This is a genomic window from Rubellimicrobium arenae (genome assembly GCF_017916275.1).
GTDB lineage: Bacteria > Pseudomonadota > Alphaproteobacteria > Rhodobacterales > Rhodobacteraceae > Rubellimicrobium > Rubellimicrobium arenae.
In genome coordinates this window covers 216349-232246 of sequence record NZ_JAFMST010000008.1, presented here as the reverse complement: position 1 = coordinate 232246, position 15898 = coordinate 216349, and the positions used below count along the sequence as shown (strand labels likewise).

Annotated in this window: 19 protein-coding genes; 8 read left to right on the top strand and 11 right to left on the bottom strand. The window is 70.6% G+C overall.

Features of this window, described 5'->3' with window-relative positions:
* The first annotated feature begins 156 nt into the window (after positions 1-156).
* Positions 157-669 (top strand): hypothetical protein, encoded by a 513-nt coding sequence (locus J3P31_RS14730; RefSeq protein WP_210529239.1) that lies wholly within the window; start codon positions 157-159, stop codon positions 667-669.
* Here the strand turns inward: J3P31_RS14730 and J3P31_RS14725 are convergent.
* From J3P31_RS14725 to J3P31_RS14715, 3 genes are all read right to left on the bottom strand, one after another.
* Positions 666-1316: a response regulator gene (locus tag J3P31_RS14725; RefSeq protein ID WP_210529238.1), complete on the bottom strand. Its 651-nt coding sequence runs from the start codon at positions 1314-1316 to the stop codon at positions 666-668. The two genes, J3P31_RS14730 and J3P31_RS14725, sit on opposite strands and share 4 nt — an antisense overlap.
* On the bottom strand, positions 1307-2710 hold the full coding sequence (locus tag J3P31_RS14720) for a sensor histidine kinase (RefSeq protein WP_210529237.1): 1404 nt from the start codon (positions 2708-2710) through the stop codon (positions 1307-1309). Before J3P31_RS14720 ends, J3P31_RS14725 begins: the two co-directional genes overlap by 10 nt.
* Positions 2711-2782: 72 nt before the next feature.
* Positions 2783-3364 (bottom strand): transglycosylase SLT domain-containing protein, encoded by a 582-nt coding sequence (locus J3P31_RS14715; protein ID WP_210529236.1) that lies wholly within the window; start codon positions 3362-3364, stop codon positions 2783-2785.
* A gap of 232 nt (positions 3365-3596) precedes the next feature.
* Here J3P31_RS14715 and hspQ point away from each other — a divergent pair, with 232 nt between their 5' ends.
* From hspQ to J3P31_RS14695, 4 genes are all read left to right on the top strand, one after another.
* Positions 3597-3923 (top strand): heat shock protein HspQ, encoded by a 327-nt coding sequence (gene hspQ, locus J3P31_RS14710; protein WP_210529235.1) that lies wholly within the window; start codon positions 3597-3599, stop codon positions 3921-3923.
* A 91-nt stretch (positions 3924-4014) separates the two neighbouring features.
* The gene (locus J3P31_RS14705) at positions 4015-4473 is read left to right on the top strand and encodes a GAF domain-containing protein (RefSeq protein WP_210529234.1); all 459 of its coding nucleotides are present in this window, start codon (positions 4015-4017) and stop codon (positions 4471-4473) included.
* Positions 4470-5195, top strand: a complete 726-nt coding sequence (locus J3P31_RS21875) for a GFA family protein (RefSeq protein ID WP_210529233.1) — start codon at positions 4470-4472, stop codon at positions 5193-5195. The genes J3P31_RS14705 and J3P31_RS21875 overlap by 4 nt, the downstream gene beginning before the upstream one ends.
* Before the next feature lie 76 nt (positions 5196-5271).
* Positions 5272-5919 carry an RluA family pseudouridine synthase gene (locus J3P31_RS14695; protein ID WP_210529232.1) on the top strand — a complete coding sequence of 216 codons (648 nt, stop codon included), beginning with the start codon at positions 5272-5274 and terminating at the stop codon, positions 5917-5919.
* Here the strand turns inward: J3P31_RS14695 and dapA are convergent.
* Positions 5916-6788 carry a 4-hydroxy-tetrahydrodipicolinate synthase gene (gene dapA, locus J3P31_RS14690; protein ID WP_210529231.1) on the bottom strand — a complete coding sequence of 291 codons (873 nt, stop codon included), beginning with the start codon at positions 6786-6788 and terminating at the stop codon, positions 5916-5918. The genes J3P31_RS14695 and dapA overlap by 4 nt on opposite strands.
* Positions 6789-6968: 180 nt before the next feature.
* On the opposite strand from dapA, the gene J3P31_RS14685 reads away from it, so the two are divergent.
* Positions 6969-9113 carry a lytic transglycosylase domain-containing protein gene (locus J3P31_RS14685; RefSeq protein ID WP_210529230.1) on the top strand — a complete coding sequence of 715 codons (2145 nt, stop codon included), beginning with the start codon at positions 6969-6971 and terminating at the stop codon, positions 9111-9113.
* Positions 9114-9202: 89 nt separating this feature from the next.
* The gene (locus J3P31_RS14680) at positions 9203-10159 is read left to right on the top strand and encodes an N-acetylglucosamine kinase (protein WP_210529229.1); all 957 of its coding nucleotides are present in this window, start codon (positions 9203-9205) and stop codon (positions 10157-10159) included.
* On the opposite strand, the gene J3P31_RS14675 is transcribed toward J3P31_RS14680, so the two are convergent.
* Together J3P31_RS14675 and J3P31_RS14670 are read right to left on the bottom strand one after the other, a co-directional pair.
* Positions 10156-10719, bottom strand: a complete 564-nt coding sequence (locus tag J3P31_RS14675) for an RsmD family RNA methyltransferase (RefSeq protein WP_210529228.1) — start codon at positions 10717-10719, stop codon at positions 10156-10158. The two genes, J3P31_RS14680 and J3P31_RS14675, sit on opposite strands and share 4 nt — an antisense overlap.
* A gap of 10 nt (positions 10720-10729) precedes the next feature.
* The gene (locus J3P31_RS14670) at positions 10730-11956 is read right to left on the bottom strand and encodes an NAD(P)/FAD-dependent oxidoreductase (RefSeq protein WP_210529227.1); all 1227 of its coding nucleotides are present in this window, start codon (positions 11954-11956) and stop codon (positions 10730-10732) included.
* 75 nt (positions 11957-12031) lie between these two features.
* Here J3P31_RS14670 and J3P31_RS14665 point away from each other — a divergent pair, with 75 nt between their 5' ends.
* The gene (locus tag J3P31_RS14665; protein ID WP_210529226.1) at positions 12032-12523 is read left to right on the top strand and encodes a peroxiredoxin; all 492 of its coding nucleotides are present in this window, start codon (positions 12032-12034) and stop codon (positions 12521-12523) included.
* A gap of 8 nt (positions 12524-12531) precedes the next feature.
* Here the strand turns inward: J3P31_RS14665 and J3P31_RS14660 are convergent, their stop codons facing one another.
* The 5 genes from J3P31_RS14660 to J3P31_RS14640 are packed head-to-tail and all read right to left on the bottom strand — an operon-like array spanning position 12532 to position 15897.
* Positions 12532-12891 carry a 4a-hydroxytetrahydrobiopterin dehydratase gene (locus J3P31_RS14660; RefSeq protein ID WP_210529225.1) on the bottom strand — a complete coding sequence of 120 codons (360 nt, stop codon included), beginning with the start codon at positions 12889-12891 and terminating at the stop codon, positions 12532-12534.
* Positions 12884-13504, bottom strand: coding sequence for a glutathione S-transferase family protein (locus J3P31_RS14655; RefSeq protein WP_210529224.1), 621 nt, complete (start codon positions 13502-13504; stop codon positions 12884-12886). The genes J3P31_RS14660 and J3P31_RS14655 overlap by 8 nt, the downstream gene beginning before the upstream one ends.
* Positions 13505-13508: 4 nt before the next feature.
* Positions 13509-14690 (bottom strand): GNAT family N-acetyltransferase, encoded by a 1182-nt coding sequence (locus J3P31_RS14650; protein ID WP_210529223.1) that lies wholly within the window; start codon positions 14688-14690, stop codon positions 13509-13511.
* Positions 14687-15439 (bottom strand): glycerophosphodiester phosphodiesterase family protein, encoded by a 753-nt coding sequence (locus J3P31_RS14645; protein ID WP_210529222.1) that lies wholly within the window; start codon positions 15437-15439, stop codon positions 14687-14689. Before J3P31_RS14645 ends, J3P31_RS14650 begins: the two co-directional genes overlap by 4 nt.
* Positions 15436-15897: a RidA family protein gene (locus J3P31_RS14640; protein WP_210529221.1), complete on the bottom strand. Its 462-nt coding sequence runs from the start codon at positions 15895-15897 to the stop codon at positions 15436-15438. The genes J3P31_RS14645 and J3P31_RS14640 overlap by 4 nt, the downstream gene beginning before the upstream one ends.
* Between the last annotated feature and the right edge of the window lies 1 nt (position 15898).

The following is a 15898-nucleotide window of genomic DNA, read 5'->3' as shown; positions in this document are numbered from 1 at the left end:
GAACAGGCCTCCGATGGCAGGACCTGCGTCGGCGAAGGTCCCGGACCTTGGTCGGTCCTGCCGTCCTCCGGCGCGCGGGGGACTTTGGTCCGTCATGCGCCCCGTCCATGCGGGTGCTAGTCTGAGCCAAGCCCGATGCTGCCAAGGCATGCCGACATGAGCTTCGATCAGTTTCCGACCCGACGCCGCATCTTGGCCGCTCTCGCCTGGGGCGTGGCAGGAGGCCTGTCACCCCTGGGTCTTGGGATGGGGGAGAGTGGGTTCCTGGCACCTGGCGCCGCCTGGGCCCGCGACGGCGAGGACGGTGGCGACCAACGGGGGCGAGGTCGTGGCCGTGGGCGTGGGGGCGACCACGACAGCTCGGGGGAGCGGGACGGGGACAGCAGGCGCGACGACGACCGTGGCGGCGGCGACGATGACCGTGAAGGCCAGGGCTCCGGCGGCAGGGGCGGCAGCCGGGGCGAGGCCGGTCGCAGTTCGGGGCAGGGATCCGGCGCGTCCCGGACGACGTCCCAGGCCAGCTCTCGGGATGTCGTGGTCCGCTACTCGGACGGCTGGGTCGAGCAGATCGTCGACGGCCGCTACGAGCTCATCGACCGCCAGCGGCGGCTGGTGGTTCGTCGTCTGGCCACGGCCGCCGACTTCGACCGGCTGGTCGCGCTCCGCTAGGACTTGCGCTCGGGCCAGCCTTCGCGCGCGATCAGCGCCGCCTCGGTCCGGTTGCGGGCGTGCAGCTTCTGGAGGATCGCCGTCATGTAGTGCTTGACGGTCTTTTCCTGGAGGTCGAGCTCCCGCGCGACCTCCTTGTTGCTCTTGCCCTCGGCCACCCGGCGGAGGATGTCCTCCTCGCGCTTGGTCAGGTCGTCGAGCGGGGTGGCGGCCTTCGGCGCGCGGGGGGCGTTCATGGCGGCAAGGACCTTCATCGCCAGCGAAGGGGCGACGTAGGTCCGTCCTTCCGCCAGATCCGCCACGATCCCCACCAGCTCGCGCGCGCCGACGCCCTTGAGGATATAGCCGAGCGCCCCGGCCTTGAGCGCCTGCATCACGTCGCTGTCCTCCTCGGACACCGTGAGCATGGCGATCTTGGGCGGTTGTCCAGCCGCCATGACCCGCCGCAGCGTCTCGATCCCGCCGCCGGGCATGGAGATATCCAGCAGCGCCACGTCCGGCCGCTCGCGCGCGATCAGGGCCTCGGCCTCGGGTCCGGAGGCCGCCTCGCCCACGATCGAGAAGCGCCCCGATTCGGCCAGGGAGCGCGTGACGCCCTCACGGTAGAGCGGATGGTCATCGGCCACGACGATGCGGATCAGGTCCATGCCGGTCCTCCGGTCTCGAGTGTCATCGCGATCTCCGTGCCGCTGTCCGGGCGGGTGCGGGCCACGAAGGTTCCGCCCAGGCTTTCCACCCGGTCGCGCAGGCCTGCAAGCCCCATCCCACCTTTTCGGGACTGGCCGGGCAACCCCGGCCCGCGGTCGCGCACGGCCAGGTCCAGCCTGGTGGGCGAGGCGGTCATCTCCACCTCCAGCCCGGTCCCGCCGGCATGGCGGCTCGCATTGCCCAGTCCCTCCTGCACGAACCGAAAGACGCAGACCCTCACCGCAGGGGGCAGGCCGGGCCGCTCCGTCCCGGTGACCCGAACCTCCACGGCATGACCGGTCCGCGTCTCGTGCGCCTCCACCGCGCCTTCGACGATCGCAGCCAGCGGCTGGTCCGCGATGTCCGGCCGCTGGAGCCCCCGCGACAGGGCGCGCACCTCGGCCATGGCTTCGCTCACCGCGCCGGAGATCCGGGTCAGGTCGTCCTCGGCCTCCCGGCCCATCCGTTCGCGCAGGGCGTCCAGCCGCAGGGCGGCATAGGCCAGGTGCTGCGCGGGACCATCGTGCAGGTCCGCCCCGATTCCGCGCATGGTCCGGTCGGCCTGTTCGGCCGCACGCGCGGCGGCGGCCTGCACCCGGAGTCGAAGCTCCTGGTTGCGGACCGACAGGTCCCTCAGGTCCTCGAGCCTTTGATCGAGCGCGCGACGCTGCGCTTCGATCGTGCGGCTGCCGCCCAGGACGATGACGTAAAGGATCGAGCCCAGCAGCAGCGTGGTGGCCGCCACCGCCCCCCAGGCCCCCGCCCGGGCCGCCGCCAGGTCGTCCGCCAACTCGGGCGCGACCTCGTAGAACTCGGCCACCGCGATCACCCGCCCCGACCAGACCTCGCGGATGGGCGAGTAGATCTCCAGCAGCGGCAGCCCCAGGGCCGCCTCGGCCGAGCTTTCCTCCTCGGACAGGTCGTCGAAGGAGGCCACCACCTCGCCGCCCCAGGCGCGGCGGAGGTCGTCGGTCAGGCCAAAGGTCCGGCCGACGATGGCGTCGTTCTCGGCCCAGATGACGGTGCCGTCGCCGCTCCAGAACTTGAAGGACACCACACGCTCCCCGAGCGGCGTGCTCGCGAAGATCTCATGGAGGGCGCGGCGGGCGCCGGGGGACAGGTCGGGGGATTCGGCCAGCTGCTGGCTGATCGGCGCGATGACGCTGTCCATGTAGAGCGCCGTCGCGTTGGCCGAGTTGCGGACCACCGCCTCTTCGAGGCGGGCCGTCACGACGGCGCCGATGGCCAGGGTCGCCAGGACCAGGACCACGCCGGCCGCCGCGGCAAAGCGCGTGGCCAGCGACAGCCCCGCCCAGCGGGCGCTTAGTCCATTGCGCAGGCCTGGGCTGGTCATCGCGGCGGTCATGCCGCCGTTATGGCGCGCGTCGGGCCAAAGGGGAACGGGGACCGGCCTTTGGTCCGGGGGTCAGGCGCGCCGGCAGGAATGGAGCTGCGCGTCGTACATCGCCGCCCGGGTCCCCAGGTCCTGCGCCACGCGCATGAGCCAGGCCTTGTCCTGGTAGCTCTGGTTGGAGTAGCCGGTGCGCCCCTCGTGATAGGCGAGATACTGGTTGGTGGTATCGTTGAGCGGGATGCCCAGCTCGGCCGTGGTCTGGGCCATGTACCAGCCCATGAAGTCGGTCGCATCGAAGATGTCGTCCCGCCGGCCGCGCCCCCGCGCCCGCTGGTATTCGGCCCAGGTGCCGTCGAGCGCCTGGCTGTAGCCGTAAGCCGAGCTCTGACGGCCGACCGGGATCACGCCCAGCGCATATTGGTGGGGGGTGCGGGCGTTCCCCACGAACTTGGATTCCTGGTAGATGATGGCCATCTGCACCGACACCGGCACGCCCCACCGCCGTTCGGTCGCCCGGAAGGCGCGCAGGTAGGATGGACGCTGGTCCAGGATGCGGCAGGCGTTGTCCAGGTCGCGCGGTGCGGAATACTCTCGTTCGCCTCCGCACGCGGCCACGAGTAGGACAAGCGCCAAGGCGCGCAGTTGCTTGCTCATTGCTCGACGTCCCTCGACTCGACCGCGGGGTCGTCCCCGCTGTTGTTGGGGCCATTCTAGCGCAAGCCGACGGATCAGGGAACGGGGTCGTGACCGGATGTCGACCGGGCCGCGGTTCCACGCCAATTGTCCATTTACTGGAAACCGACTGTTTAGGGGCGAGATTGAGGCAAATTTGTGGACTTTTGAGCCATCTGTTGGCCTTATTCGAGCCAGACCAAGGGGGAAAGCCATGCAGGCCACGTTCGCCAAATACACCATCGGCCAGGTTCTCTGTCATCGCAGTCATCCGTTCCGGGGCGTCGTCTTCGACGTCGATGCCACCTTCTCGAACACCGAGGACTGGTATCACGCCATCCCCGAGGGCAGCCGCCCGCGGCGCGACCAGCCCTACTACCATCTCCTTGCGGAGCGTGAGGACGGGGCCTACCTCGCCTATGTCTCGGAGCAGAACCTCGAGCCCGACACATCGGGCGAACCGGTGGATCATCCCGACCTGCCGGATTTCTTCGGCCCGTTCGAGGACGGACATTACGAGCTTCAGGCGCAGATGAACTGAGCAGGGTAGGGCGCCCTGCGCCGGCCGTTCCTGATCCCTTGTCTTTGCCGCGGCGCCGGGGCGTCATGCGGCTCCCAAGACGGAGGAGTCCATGCGCGCGGATTATGACGACCTGCGGCGACGCATCGCCGCGCTGACCGAAGGCGAGGACGATGCGGTCGCCCTGATGGCCACGCTGGCCTGCGAGGTGCATCACGCCGACGACCGCTTCGACTGGACGGGATTCTACCGCCTCGTGGCGCCGCGCCTTTTGAAGATCGGGCCCTACCAGGGCGGCCATGGCTGCCTGGTGATTCCCTTCGATCGCGGAGTCTGCGGAGCCGCCGCCCGCACCGGAGAGGTGCAGCTCGTTCCCGACGTGGAGGCCTTTCCCGGGCACATCGCCTGCTCCTCCTCCACCCGAAGCGAGATCGTCCTGCCCGTGTGGGATGGGTCCGGGCGGCTCCTTGGCGTGTTCGACATCGACAGCGATCAGCCGGATGCCTTCGATGAGGCCGATGTCCAGGCGCTCCGGTCGATTCTGGCCGACACCTTCGGGCGACTCGCGTGAGAGGGGCCTGTCATTGCGGCGCCGTCCGGTTCGAGACGCGATCCGCGCCCGGCGATGCGTCGATCTGCCATTGCGGCCAATGCCGCCGCCAGTCGGGCGGGCTCTGGGCCTCGGCCAACCTGCCCGCCGCCGACCTGTCGATCGAGGGCGAGGTCCGCTGGTTCCGCGCGAGCGAATCGGCCCGGCGGGGATTCTGCCCGGTCTGCGGGGCGTTCCTGTTCTGGCAGGCCGACGGCAGCCCAGGCATCGCCTTCGCCCTGGGCGCGGTGGATGGGCCCACGGGGTTCCATGATCCCCCCGGCATCCACGTGCCCGACCCGGCGCCGACCCCGGCGGGGCCGCTGCACGATTCGTGCCTTTGCGGCGGGGTGACGGTCACCTTCGATCCGACCCCGGGCGAGATCACGGCCTGCCATTGCACGCAATGCCGCAAGATCTCCGGCCATGTGCCCCACAGCTTCGACGATCCCCATCGCGTCGCCCGGATCGCGGGCAGGGTCGCGACCTTCACGAGCCCCGGGGGCGCCGTCCGGAGCTTCTGCCCCATCTGCGGCACCAAGGTCGCCTTCGACGGCCCTTCCGGGCTCCTGTCGCTCGAGGCCGGGCTTTTCGACCAGCTCGCCGGCCGCGCGCCCGACCTGCACATCTTCACGGCCGACAAGGGGGATTACTACGACCTGCCGGAGGGTGCCTCGGCCTATCCTGGCGCCGGGCCGGACTGACCTGCCATCCTGACGGCGGACCTCGGGAAACCCGACCGCCCTTGCCACCGGGGCCCCTCTCGGCCAGATGCGCCATATGGATGCCGCCTATAACCCGCCCCAGGACCCGCTCAAGATCCTTCACGACGACCACGAGCTGGTCTTCGTGGACAAGCCTGCAGGCCTGCTTTCCGTCCCCGGCAAAGGGGAGCACCTGGCCGACTGCCTGATCGAGAGGGTGCGAAGGGTGTTCCCGACCGTGCTCCTTGTTCATCGGCTTGACCGCGACACGTCGGGCGTGATGGTCTTCGCGCTGACCCCTCTCGCACAGCGTCACCTGGGCTGGCAGTTCGAGGAGCGGACCACCAAGAAGGCCTATGTCGCCCGTCTTTGGGGCGAGATGACCGACAAGGCCGGGACCGTGGACCGTCCCATCATGGTCGACTGGCCCAACCGGCCCAAGCAGATGATCCACCCCGACGGTCGCCCCGCCGTCACCCATTGGAAGGTTCTCAAGCGCGGCGACGGCGAAACCCGGGTGCGGCTGAGCCCGGAGACCGGGCGATCCCACCAGCTGCGCGTCCACATGGCCGCGCTGGGCCACCCGATCCTGGGCGATCCCTTCTACGCCGAAGGCCCCGCACGCGAGAACTACGAGCGGTTGATGCTCCACGCCGAAAGCCTCCAGGTCCGCCACCCCGACGGGGGACGGAGCCTGCGCATCACCTCGCCCGCGCCGTTCTAGTTGATCAGGCCCGCGTGGCGCATGGCCGCCCGGATCGCGTCCTTGACCCGGTCGGTCGGCGGCAGCAGCGGCGAGCGGACCTCCTCGGAGCAGAGCCCCAGGACGGATAGCGCGTATTTCGCCCCGGCGACGCCCGGCTCCATGAAGATGGCCTCGTGCAGCGGCATGAGCCGGTCCTGGTACTCCAGGGCCGTCCCGTAGTCGCCGCGCAGGGTCGCTTCCTGGAACTCGGCGCAGAGGCGCGGGGCGACGTTGGCCGTGACGCTGATGCAGCCACGCCCGCCGTGGGCGTTGAAGCCCAGGGCGGTCGCATCCTCGCCGGACAGCTGGCAGAACTCCGTGCCGCAGGTGATGCGCGTCTTGGGCACGCGGCTCAGGTCGCCGGTCGCATCCTTGACGCCGACGATCATCGGGTGCCTGGCCAGTTCGCCCATCGTCGCGGGCGTCATGTCCACGACCGATCGGCCGGGGATGTTGTAGATCACGATGGGCAGGCCCACTTCGGCGGCGGCCGAGAAATGGGCGATCATGCCGGCCTGCGTGGGCTTGTTGTAATAGGGCGTGACGACCAGCGCCGCGTTCGCGCCCGCCCTCTTGGCGGCCTCGACCAGGCGCACCGTCTCGATCGTGTTGTTCGAGCCCGCGCCCGCGATCACCGGGACGCGGCCTGCCGCCAGCCGGACCACCGTCTCGACCACGAAGTCATGTTCCTCATGGCTCAGGGTGGGGCTCTCACCGGTGGTGCCCACGGGCACGAGCCCGTGCGATCCTTCCGCGATCTGCCATTCCACCAGCCGTTTCAGCGCATCCAGGTCCAGCTTTCCGTCGCGGAACGGTGTGACAAGGGCGGGAAGCGAGCCCTGGAACATTTCGGCGGTCCTTTCCGTTGATTCACCGGACAAGGTGGGGCGGGCTGCCCCGGCATCACGGCGCGGGAACCCCTAGACGCTTTTCCGCCGACTGCCAAGTTAGTGACTTGTCCGTTGCCAAACTGCCTGCGACCCTGCGATGGACTTTCCCTGAATCCTCCATCCGGATCTGGCGCCTTCATGCGATTCTCGGACCTTTCGGCCACGGCCGTCCGCCGCCTCGCGGCCTCTGTCCTGGCCGTGTCCCTGGCTGCGGGCGCGGCCCTGGCCGAAACGACCGCCGTGTCGGCCCTGCGCGACGCGGTGCACGAAGCGCGGTCCGGCGACTGGGAGAGCGCCTTCGCCGCGGCCGAGGCGGGCGGACCCCTCGTCGAGACGATCCTGGACTGGCAGGCCCTGCGCGACTCGGGGGGCGAGTTCCACGAATACGCCACCTTCATCACGACGCATCCCGACTGGCCCGACATCGACGACCTGCGGGTGAACGGCGAGACCTCGATTCCCTCCGGCGCGTCCCCGGACGAGGTGCTGGCCTATTTCGGCGACGCCATGCCCGAGACCGGTCGCGGCACCCGGGCCCTGGCCCGCGCCCTGACCTCCAAGGGCCGCGAGGCCGAGGCCCGCGCCATCGTCGAGAAGGTCTGGCTGACCCAGCCGCTCAACGAGGTGGGGCAAGCCATCCTGCTCGAGGCCTTTCCGGACTGGCTCGCGCCGCTCCATGCGGCCCGGGCCGACGCGATGCTCTGGCGCTGGCGCACCTCCGACGCCGAGCGGATGCTCGCGCTCCTTCCCGATGAGCGTCGGGCGCTCGTTCGCGCCCGCGTCGCCCTGATCCGGCAGCGCGGCAACCTCGACAGCCTTCTGGCCGATCTTCCCGCCAGCCTGCGGGGCGACCCTGGCCTGGCCTATGACCGTTACAACCATCTGGCCGAGGCGGGCGACTACGAGGAGGCCCTTGCCATCCTCCGCAGCCGGACCGCCTCGGCCGACAGCCTGGGCGAGCCCTTCCGCTGGGCCGCCTGGCGGGCGCAGATCGCCCGCTGGCTCATGCGCGAGGGACAGCCGCAGGAGGCCTACGAGATCGCCTCGCGCCACCGGCTGAGCGAGCACAGCGACATCTACGCCGATCTTGAGTGGCTGTCGGGCTACCTGGCCCTGCGCTACCTCGACCGGCCCGAAACCGCGTTCCTGCATTTCCGCGCCTCCGAACGGGCCGTGTCGGGGCCGATCTCCAGCTCCCGCTCCGCCTACTGGCAGGGCCGGGCCCTGGACGTGCTGGCCCGCCCCGACGAAGCCCGGGAGGCCTACGACCGCGCCGCCAAGAACCAGACCGCGTTCTACGGCCTGCTGGCCGCCGAGAAGCTGGGCCTGTCGCTCGATCCCCGACTGACGGGACGCGAGGACTTCGGCGACTGGCGCGGATCGCCCGCGATGTCGGGCGACCTGGCGCAGGCCATGCTGCTGCTGATGTCGGCCGGCGACCGGGACGATGCGCTGCGCTTCACGCTCCAACTGGCCCGCACGCTCGACCGCAACGGGGTGGGCCAGCTTGGCAACCTCCTCGAGGAGATGCAGGAGCCCTACCTCGCGGTGCTGGCCGGCAAGGCCGCGGCCGAACGGGGCATCGTGGTGCCCGTGGCCTATTTCCCGCTGCACCCGATGGCCCGCGACAACTGGCCGGTCGAGGCCGACCTCGCCCTGTCCATCGCCCGGCGGGAATCCGAGTTCAACGCCGGCGTCGCCTCGCCAGTGGGCGCGCAGGGCCTCATGCAACTCATGCCGGCCACGGCGCGCGAGGTCGCGGGCCAGCTCGGCATGAGCTATTCGCGCGCGCGCCTGACCGACTGGAAGTACAATGCGGCGCTCGGGACCCGTTATCTCGCCACCCTAGAGGAGATGTTCGGCACCTCTCCCGTCCTGATCGCGGCGGGTTACAACGCAGGCCCCGGCCGGCCTCGGCAATGGATGTCGCAGCGCGGCGATATCCGGGACGCCGACGTGGACGTGGTGGACTGGATCGAGAGCATCCCCTTTGCCGAGACACGGACCTACGTCATGCGCGTGTCCGAATCGATCCCGATCTACCGGGCCCGCCTGACGGGCGAGGCCGGTCCGGTCGAGTTCACGCGCCTCCTGCGGGGCGAGCCGCCGCATATCCGGCCCGAGGCGCGCCCACGGATGGTGGATGCGTCCAGCCTCGTGCCGGTGGAGCGCCTGTCCACGTCGTCCGCCCCGCTGGCCATCGCCAAGGAAACGGCGGTCGAACTGGACGCTGCGGCCCGCCAGCGTCCCAAGGCCCGGCCGGAGGATGGCAAGGCGGGCTGACGGGGCGCACGGGTCCGAGATCGCGCGCGAGCTTCGGAATGCGCACGGGCCGGTATCGGACCGACCCAGCCCAAGCGCCGGGAGCAGGGATGGCAGACGACGGGAAATGGGTCGCCGCGATGGACGGCGGGGGCACCAAGACGGCGGCCGCCCTTGCCAACCAGCACGGCGAGGTCACGATCCTGCCTCGGGGCGCGGGCTGCAACCCGCAGGACGGCCCCGGCTGGGACGGGGTCCTGCGCGAAGTGCTGACCTCGGCGCTTGCCGTGCCCGGGGGGTTGGCCGCCGCTGTCCTCGGGCTTCCCGGCCATGGCGAGGTGCCGGCCCATGACGCGGCGGCTCTTGCCCTGCTGCACGACCTCCTCCGCCTGCCCTTCGAGGCCATGAACGACGTGTTCCTGGCGCATCTTGGGGCCTTCGGCGGGGACTCCGGCGTCCTGATCCTTTCCGGCACCGGCTCCATGGCCGTGGCGCGTGGTCCGCAGGGGCAGGCTCGGGTGGGTGGATGGGGCAACGCGTTCGGGGACGAGGGATCGGCCTTCGCCATCGGCCGCGAAGCCCTGCTGGTGGCCTCCCGCATCCTCGATGGCCGGCTGCCCCGGGGCGAGGGGTTCGCCGAGGCGCTCAGCGCCCGGCTGGGGGAGCACGCCCAGGGGGCTTTCGCGCCGCTCACCTGGCTCATGGCCCAGCCCGGTTCGGCGCGCGCGGCCATCGCCGGGCTTGCCAGGGAGGTCGATGCCCTGGCCGAGGAGGGGTTCGTCGAAGCCCGGATCATCCTCAACGAAGCCGCCGATGATCTTGTCTGGCAGGCTCGGACAGCCGCACGGCAGGCAGGCTTGTCAGAGCCCTTCCGGTGGAGCCATGCAGGCAGCGCCTTCCGAAGCCGGACCCTGCTCACCGGGGTGGGCGAAGAGCTGGGTCCGCCAGAGGAGCCCCGGCTGTCCGCCCTGGGCGGTGGTCTTCGTCGTGCGGCGGAACTGGCGGGTTGGAGCCCCGATGCCGACTGGGCCGCGCAGGTGGACGGGCAACTTCGCGCCTTGGCCTAAGGGTCCGCGCGCAGCAGGGTCACGGTCGTGCCGCCATAGCTCCGGCGGTCGAGCAGCGAGGTCCCCGGCAGCGGCATCATCGGGGCCGTCTCTTCCCAGACCACGATTGCGCCGGGGGCGATCCAGTCCCCAGCCATTGCCGCCGCCAGAGCCTGCTGGCCAAGGCCCTTGCCGTAGGGCGGATCCAGGAAGACCAGGGAGAAGGGCTCTCCGCTGTTGGCCGGCAGCCGGGCCGCGTCCGCCGGCAGGAGCCGCGCCTGGGATTCGCGCCGGGCCAGGCGGAGGTTCTCCCGGATCAGCCGGGCGGCCACGCGGCCGTCGTCGACCAGAACCGCCTCGGCGGCGCCGCGTGACAGTGCCTCCAGGGCCAGCGCCCCGGTCCCGGCGAACAGGTCCAGCACGCGGGCGCCCGCGACGGGGTCTCCGAAGCGTCCGCCCAGAAGCAGGTTGAACACCGCCTCGCGGACACGGTCGCTCGTGGGGCGCAGGTGGGCCGCGGCGTCGCCCCCGCCCACCTCGGCGAGCCTGAGCCCCCGGTTGATGCCGCCGACGATCCGCAATCGCCCGGCCTCACGAAGCCTTCAGGAGCGCCTTGAGATCCGTCGCAGGGTCGATCACGACCTCGGGCCGGGGCGACTTGCCCGCCTCCAGGAGCCGCTTGCCGATCATGTAGGCGCGGCTGTCGTTCATGGCATCCACGGCGACCAGCTTCTCGCCGCAGTAATACCAGTGCGAGAGGGGCGCGTCGGGGCCGTCGCCGGCCTGCCGCACGAAGACCCGGTCATAGCCGGTGTTGAGCCCGGCGATCTGCAGCTTGGTGTCGTACTGGTCCGACCAGAACCAGGGCTGGGGCACATAGGGCTCGTTGGCGCCCATGATGTTCCGGGCCACCGCCTCGGCCTGGTCGATGGCGTTGCCCACGCTTTCCAGGCGGATCCGCCCGTCGCCATGGGGCAGGGAGGCGCAGTCCCCCGCGGCCCAGACATGCGGGACCGAGGTGCGCCCCAGCTCATCGGTGCGGATGCCGTTGTCCACCTCGATCCCGGCGCTTTCGGCCAGCTTGGCGTTGGGCACGATCCCCACGCCCACGAGCACGAGGTCGACCGGGATTTCCTCCCCGGTGGACAGCGCCGCGCCGCGCACATGCCCGTCCTCGCCCAGGAGGCGGTCCAGGCCGACGCCTTCGCGGATGGTCACGCCCATCTCGCTGTGGAGCCGGCGGAAGTAGTCCGAGGTCTCGGGCGCGGCGACCCGCTGCAGGATGCGCGGTGCCATCTCGATCAGGGTGACCGAAAGCCCGCGCTTGGCGCAGACCGCCGCCGCCTCCAGGCCGATATAACCCCCGCCGACGACCAGGACGCGCCGCCCTTCCACCAGCTCGGGGGCGAGCCGGTCGGCGTCGCGGATGTCGCGCATGGTCAGCACGCCGTCCAGGTCGCCGCCGATCGCCGCCGGCAGCCGGCGCGGCGCGGAGCCGGTGGTCAGCACAAGCTCGTCATAGGGGACGACGCCCCCGGTCACGAGGCTGACCTCCTGCCGGCCGGTGTCGATGGCCGCCACCTCCGCGCCCAGGCGCAGGTCGATGCCCTGCTCGGCGTAGAAGCTCTCGGGCCGCAGGTAGAGCCGCTCGCGCTCCAGCTCGCCCAGGAGGTAGTCCTTGGACAAGGGCGGGCGCTGGTAGGGCGGATGCGGCTCGGCCCCGATCAGGGTGATCTGGCCTTCGAAGCCATCCGCCCTCAGGCGCGCCACGAGCGCCAGTCCGGCCTGACCGGCCCCCACCACCACGACATGGGTCATCACAGCCCTCCCCGCTTGACGGCGGGCACCCTATCGTCCCTTGCTGCGCACGCAATCGCAAAAGGGGAATTCGGCATGGCGATCGAGGTGGGCGGGCGGCTGCCCGAGGGAACTCTGATGCGGATGGGAAACGAAGGACCGGAAACGGTGGATACCCGCCGCCTCTTTGCGGGACGCCGCGTGGTGCTCTTCGGAGTGCCGGGGGCCTTCACGGGCCTTTGCTCCACCGCCCACGTGCCCAGCTACATGCGCGCCATGGCCAAGCTCACCGCCCGCGGCGTGGACGAGATCGTCGGGGTCTCGGTCAATGACCCCTGGGTCATGAAGGCCTGGGGGGAGGCGACCGGCGCGACCATGGCCGGGATCACGCTGCTCGCGGATCCTTCGGGCGAGTGGATCGAGGCCATGGACCAGCTGTTCACGGCCCCGCCCGTGGGGCTGTACCGCCGCGCCAAGCGGTTCTCGGCGCTCATTGAGGACGGCGTGGTGAAGCTCTGGAACGAAGAAGCCGCCCCCGGCGTCTGCGAGGCCACGGCGGGCGAGGCAATGCTGGCCGCCATGGCCTGAGAGGGAGGCTAGCGGGGCCTCGCCTGGCAGAGGCAGCGGATCTCCTCCGTCTGGTCCCGCTGCACCTCCGCGGCCCCGGCGTAGCGGTCGATCGCGACCGCCATGTCGGTGTCGAGCCGCGTGAGCCCGCCCGCGTCATGGGTGGTCAGCCGCAGGTCCACCACGTTGTAGACGTTCCGCCAGTCCGGATGGTGGTTGCGCTTTTCCGCAAGCAGCGCGACCCGGCTCATGAAGGCCCATGCCTCCGAGAAGCTGCGGAACTTCCAGATCTTCCTGAGCGAGTCCGTCGCCGGGTCCGCGCCCCAGCCGGTCTCGCCCAAAGGCGGCAGCAGCGCCTCCCGCTCCGCCGCGGTGAGGAGGTCAGGCATGTTCGGCCTTCTTTTCCGCCAGCAGCCGATCGTCGATCTCGGCCGCCTTGACGGCGGCGGGCCTGTCCTTGATCCCCTCCCAGTACGCTGCGAGCGCGGGCTCGGACGGAAGCGTGCCAAAGCGCAGCCCGAACCCGATCTGGGACCCCACGTAGACGTCCACGACCGAGAAGCGGTCCCCGCAGAAGTAGCTCCGTCCCTCGAGATGGGCGGCCAGGGTCGCGACCACATCCTCGAGGCATCCGTAGCCCATCATGCCGCGCCGGTCCCGGGGGACCTCGAAGCCCATCGACGCATTGGCCACCGAATATTCCAGCGGACCGGCCCCGAAGAACATCCAGCGGTAGAAGCCGGCCCGGTCCTCGGGCATCAGCCCCGCCTGGGGAAAGCTTTCGGCCAGGTAGGACAGGATCGCCGGCACCTCGGTCACCACGATTCCGTCGTGGACCAGCGCGGGAACCTTCCCCATGGGGTTGATGGCCCGGTACTCCGGCGCCTTCATCATCGGGCCATAGTCGAGGATGCGGGCCTCGTAGGGTTCGCCCACTTCCTCCAGCATCCAGCGGGCCATGCGGCCCCGGGACATCGGGTTGGTGTAGAGCGTCAGCGCCATGGCATCAGTCCTGTTCGATATGGGCCTCGCGCCGGAAGGGACCCAAGGCCGTGAGCACCTCGATCTCTTCTCCCACGGCCTCGCGTTCGCGGTCCAGGAAATCCGCGATGGCGGCGCGGAACCGCTCATCCCCGATCCAGTGCAGCGAATGGCACATCACCGGGCGGTAGCCGCGCGCGATCTTGTGCTCGCCCTGCGCCCCGGCCTCCACGCGGGTCAGGCCGTGCGCCAGCGCCCAGTCGATGGCCTGATAGTAGCACAATTCGAAATGCATCATCGGGATGTGCTCGGTCGCGCCCCAGTAGCGGCCGAACAGCGTGTCGCGCCCCCAGAAGTTCCAGGCGCCCGCCACCGGCCGCCCGTTCCGGAGCGCGAGGAACAGGAGGCAGTCGTCCGCCAGCCGCTCGGCCGCAAGGTCGAAGAAGGCGCGCGTCAGATAGGGGCTGCCCCATTTCCGCGCGCCGGTATCCTGGTAGAACCGCCACATGGCGTCCCAGTGGCGCGGTTCGATCCCGGCCCCCGTCAGGGCGACGATCTCGCCGCCGAAGCCCTGCGCCTCGGCCCGCTCCTTGCGGATGGTCTTGCGCTTGCGCGAGGACAGGGCCTCGAGGAAGCCGTCGAAGCTGCCGTAGCCTTTGTCCTCCCAGTGGTACTGCTGCGAGGCCCGCGGCAGAAGGCCCATGGCCTCGCCGGCCTCGGCCTCCTCCCCGGTGCAGAAGGTGACGTGGACCGAGGACAGCTCGTTGTCCGCCGCGATCTTGACCGCCGCCTGCAGGATGGCCGACCGCCCGGCCATCTCGTGCCCGGGCCGGCAGAGGAAGCGCCGGCCGGTCACCGGCGTGAACGGCACCGCGATCTGGAGCTTGGGATAGTAGCTTCCGCCCGCCCGTTCCCAGGCATTGGCCCAGGACCAGTCGAAGATGTACTCTCCCTGGCTGTGGCTCTTGGCGTAAAGGGGGGCCACGGCAATTGTCGCGCCGTCCAGCTGCACGGAAAGGTGCCGCGGCTGCCAGCCCGACCGGCCGCCGACGCTGCGGCTGTCCTCCAGCGCCTGGAGGAACCGGTGCGTGGTGAAGGGGTCGCGCGGCCGTCCGCCATCCGCCACCTCGGGGCAGGCGCAGGCGTCCCAGACCTCGGGTGCGATCTCCGCGATGCGCTCGTGGACGCTCACCTCCAACGTCGTCACGCCAGGTAACCCTCGAAGGTCACGTTGTCCGCGAGCCGCCGCGCCTCCCGCTCCGCCTCGGCCGACCGGATCGTCCAGCAGAGCACCGCCGCCCCCTCCGCCCTGAGCTCGCCGACACGCGCGCGGCCTAGGTCCGGCGCGTGATGGCTGATGAAGCAGGCGCCCGCCGCCTGATAGTCGGGAATCCCGCGCAGGCGGGCACAGACCTCCCCGGGCAGGCCCGGCCAGTCCTTGGGCTGGTACTCCTCAGTGGTGAGCCCGCGTGGGAGCCCGGGGGCGATCTCCCGGAGGGCGATCACCGAATGCGGGTTGAAGGACATTAGCGCCACCGGCCCCTCATAGCCCCTCAACGCCGCCGCCGTGGCCTCCTCCAGTCGCCCGTCCCCCGGTCCGAGCACGCCGGTCTGGTCCTTGAGCTCGATCAGCAAGGGCACCCGGCCCCCGACCAGCTCCAGGGCCTCGGCCAGCGTCGGGATGCCCTCGTCGCCGTGCCGGAGCGGGATGCGCCCCAGCTCCTCCGCCGTCCTCTGCGCGACCAGCCCGTCCTGCCCGGTCAGCCTCATCAGCGCCTCGTCATGGAAGACCATCGGCACGCCGTCGGCCGACAGCTGGAGATCGCATTCGATGCCGTAGCCCTGCGCAATGGCCGCCCGCATCGCGGAGCGGCTGTTCTCGGGCCGTCCGGCGGCGGTGTCGTGCAACGCCCGGTGTGCGATGGGGCGCGAGAGAAAGGCTGGGGGCAGGGTCATCGCAGCAGGAACACCCCTTCGACCTCGACAGCCGCACCCAGTGGCAGCGCCGTGACGCCCACCGCCGACCGGGCGTGCCGTCCCCGGTCGCCCAGCACCGCGACGAGGAGCTCGGATGCGCCGTTCACCACCTTGGGCTGGTCGAAGAACCCGGGAACCGAGGCGACGAACCCCGTGAGCTTGACCACGCGCAGCAGCCGATCCCAGTCACCGCCGCAGGCGGCGCGGACCTGAGCCAGCAGATGAAGCGCGCAGGCCTGGGCCGCGCGGGCTCCGGCCTCGGCCTCCATGTCCTGGCCCAGCGTGCCCCGGATCACGCCGCTTCCGTCGCGCGCGATCTGGCCCGACACATGAAGCAGGTTCCCCGCCTGCACGAAGGGCACATAGGCGGCCAGCGGCGCGGCGGGCTCGGGCAGTTCCAAGCCCATCCCGCGCAGCCGCTCCTCGATGTCGTTCATG

Coding starts and splice junctions, on each gene's coding strand:
- J3P31_RS14730 (WP_210529239.1), top strand. CDS start 157: ATGAGCTTCGATCAGTTTCCGACCCGACGCCGCATCTTGGCCGCTCTC.
- J3P31_RS14725 (WP_210529238.1), bottom strand. CDS start 1,316: ATGGACCTGATCCGCATCGTCGTGGCCGATGACCATCCGCTCTACCGT.
- J3P31_RS14720 (WP_210529237.1), bottom strand. CDS start 2,710: ATGACCAGCCCAGGCCTGCGCAATGGACTAAGCGCCCGCTGGGCGGGG.
- J3P31_RS14715 (WP_210529236.1), bottom strand. CDS start 3,364: ATGAGCAAGCAACTGCGCGCCTTGGCGCTTGTCCTACTCGTGGCCGCG.
- hspQ (WP_210529235.1), top strand. CDS start 3,597: ATGCAGGCCACGTTCGCCAAATACACCATCGGCCAGGTTCTCTGTCAT.
- J3P31_RS14705 (WP_210529234.1), top strand. CDS start 4,015: ATGCGCGCGGATTATGACGACCTGCGGCGACGCATCGCCGCGCTGACC.
- J3P31_RS14695 (WP_210529232.1), top strand. CDS start 5,272: ATGGATGCCGCCTATAACCCGCCCCAGGACCCGCTCAAGATCCTTCAC.
- dapA (WP_210529231.1), bottom strand. CDS start 6,788: ATGTTCCAGGGCTCGCTTCCCGCCCTTGTCACACCGTTCCGCGACGGA.
- J3P31_RS14685 (WP_210529230.1), top strand. CDS start 6,969: ATGCGATTCTCGGACCTTTCGGCCACGGCCGTCCGCCGCCTCGCGGCC.
- J3P31_RS14680 (WP_210529229.1), top strand. CDS start 9,203: ATGGCAGACGACGGGAAATGGGTCGCCGCGATGGACGGCGGGGGCACC.
- J3P31_RS14670 (WP_210529227.1), bottom strand. CDS start 11,956: ATGACCCATGTCGTGGTGGTGGGGGCCGGTCAGGCCGGACTGGCGCTC.
- J3P31_RS14665 (WP_210529226.1), top strand. CDS start 12,032: ATGGCGATCGAGGTGGGCGGGCGGCTGCCCGAGGGAACTCTGATGCGG.
- J3P31_RS14660 (WP_210529225.1), bottom strand. CDS start 12,891: ATGCCTGACCTCCTCACCGCGGCGGAGCGGGAGGCGCTGCTGCCGCCT.
- J3P31_RS14655 (WP_210529224.1), bottom strand. CDS start 13,504: ATGGCGCTGACGCTCTACACCAACCCGATGTCCCGGGGCCGCATGGCC.
- J3P31_RS14645 (WP_210529222.1), bottom strand. CDS start 15,439: ATGACCCTGCCCCCAGCCTTTCTCTCGCGCCCCATCGCACACCGGGCG.
- J3P31_RS14640 (WP_210529221.1), bottom strand. CDS start 15,897: ATGAACGACATCGAGGAGCGGCTGCGCGGGATGGGCTTGGAACTGCCC.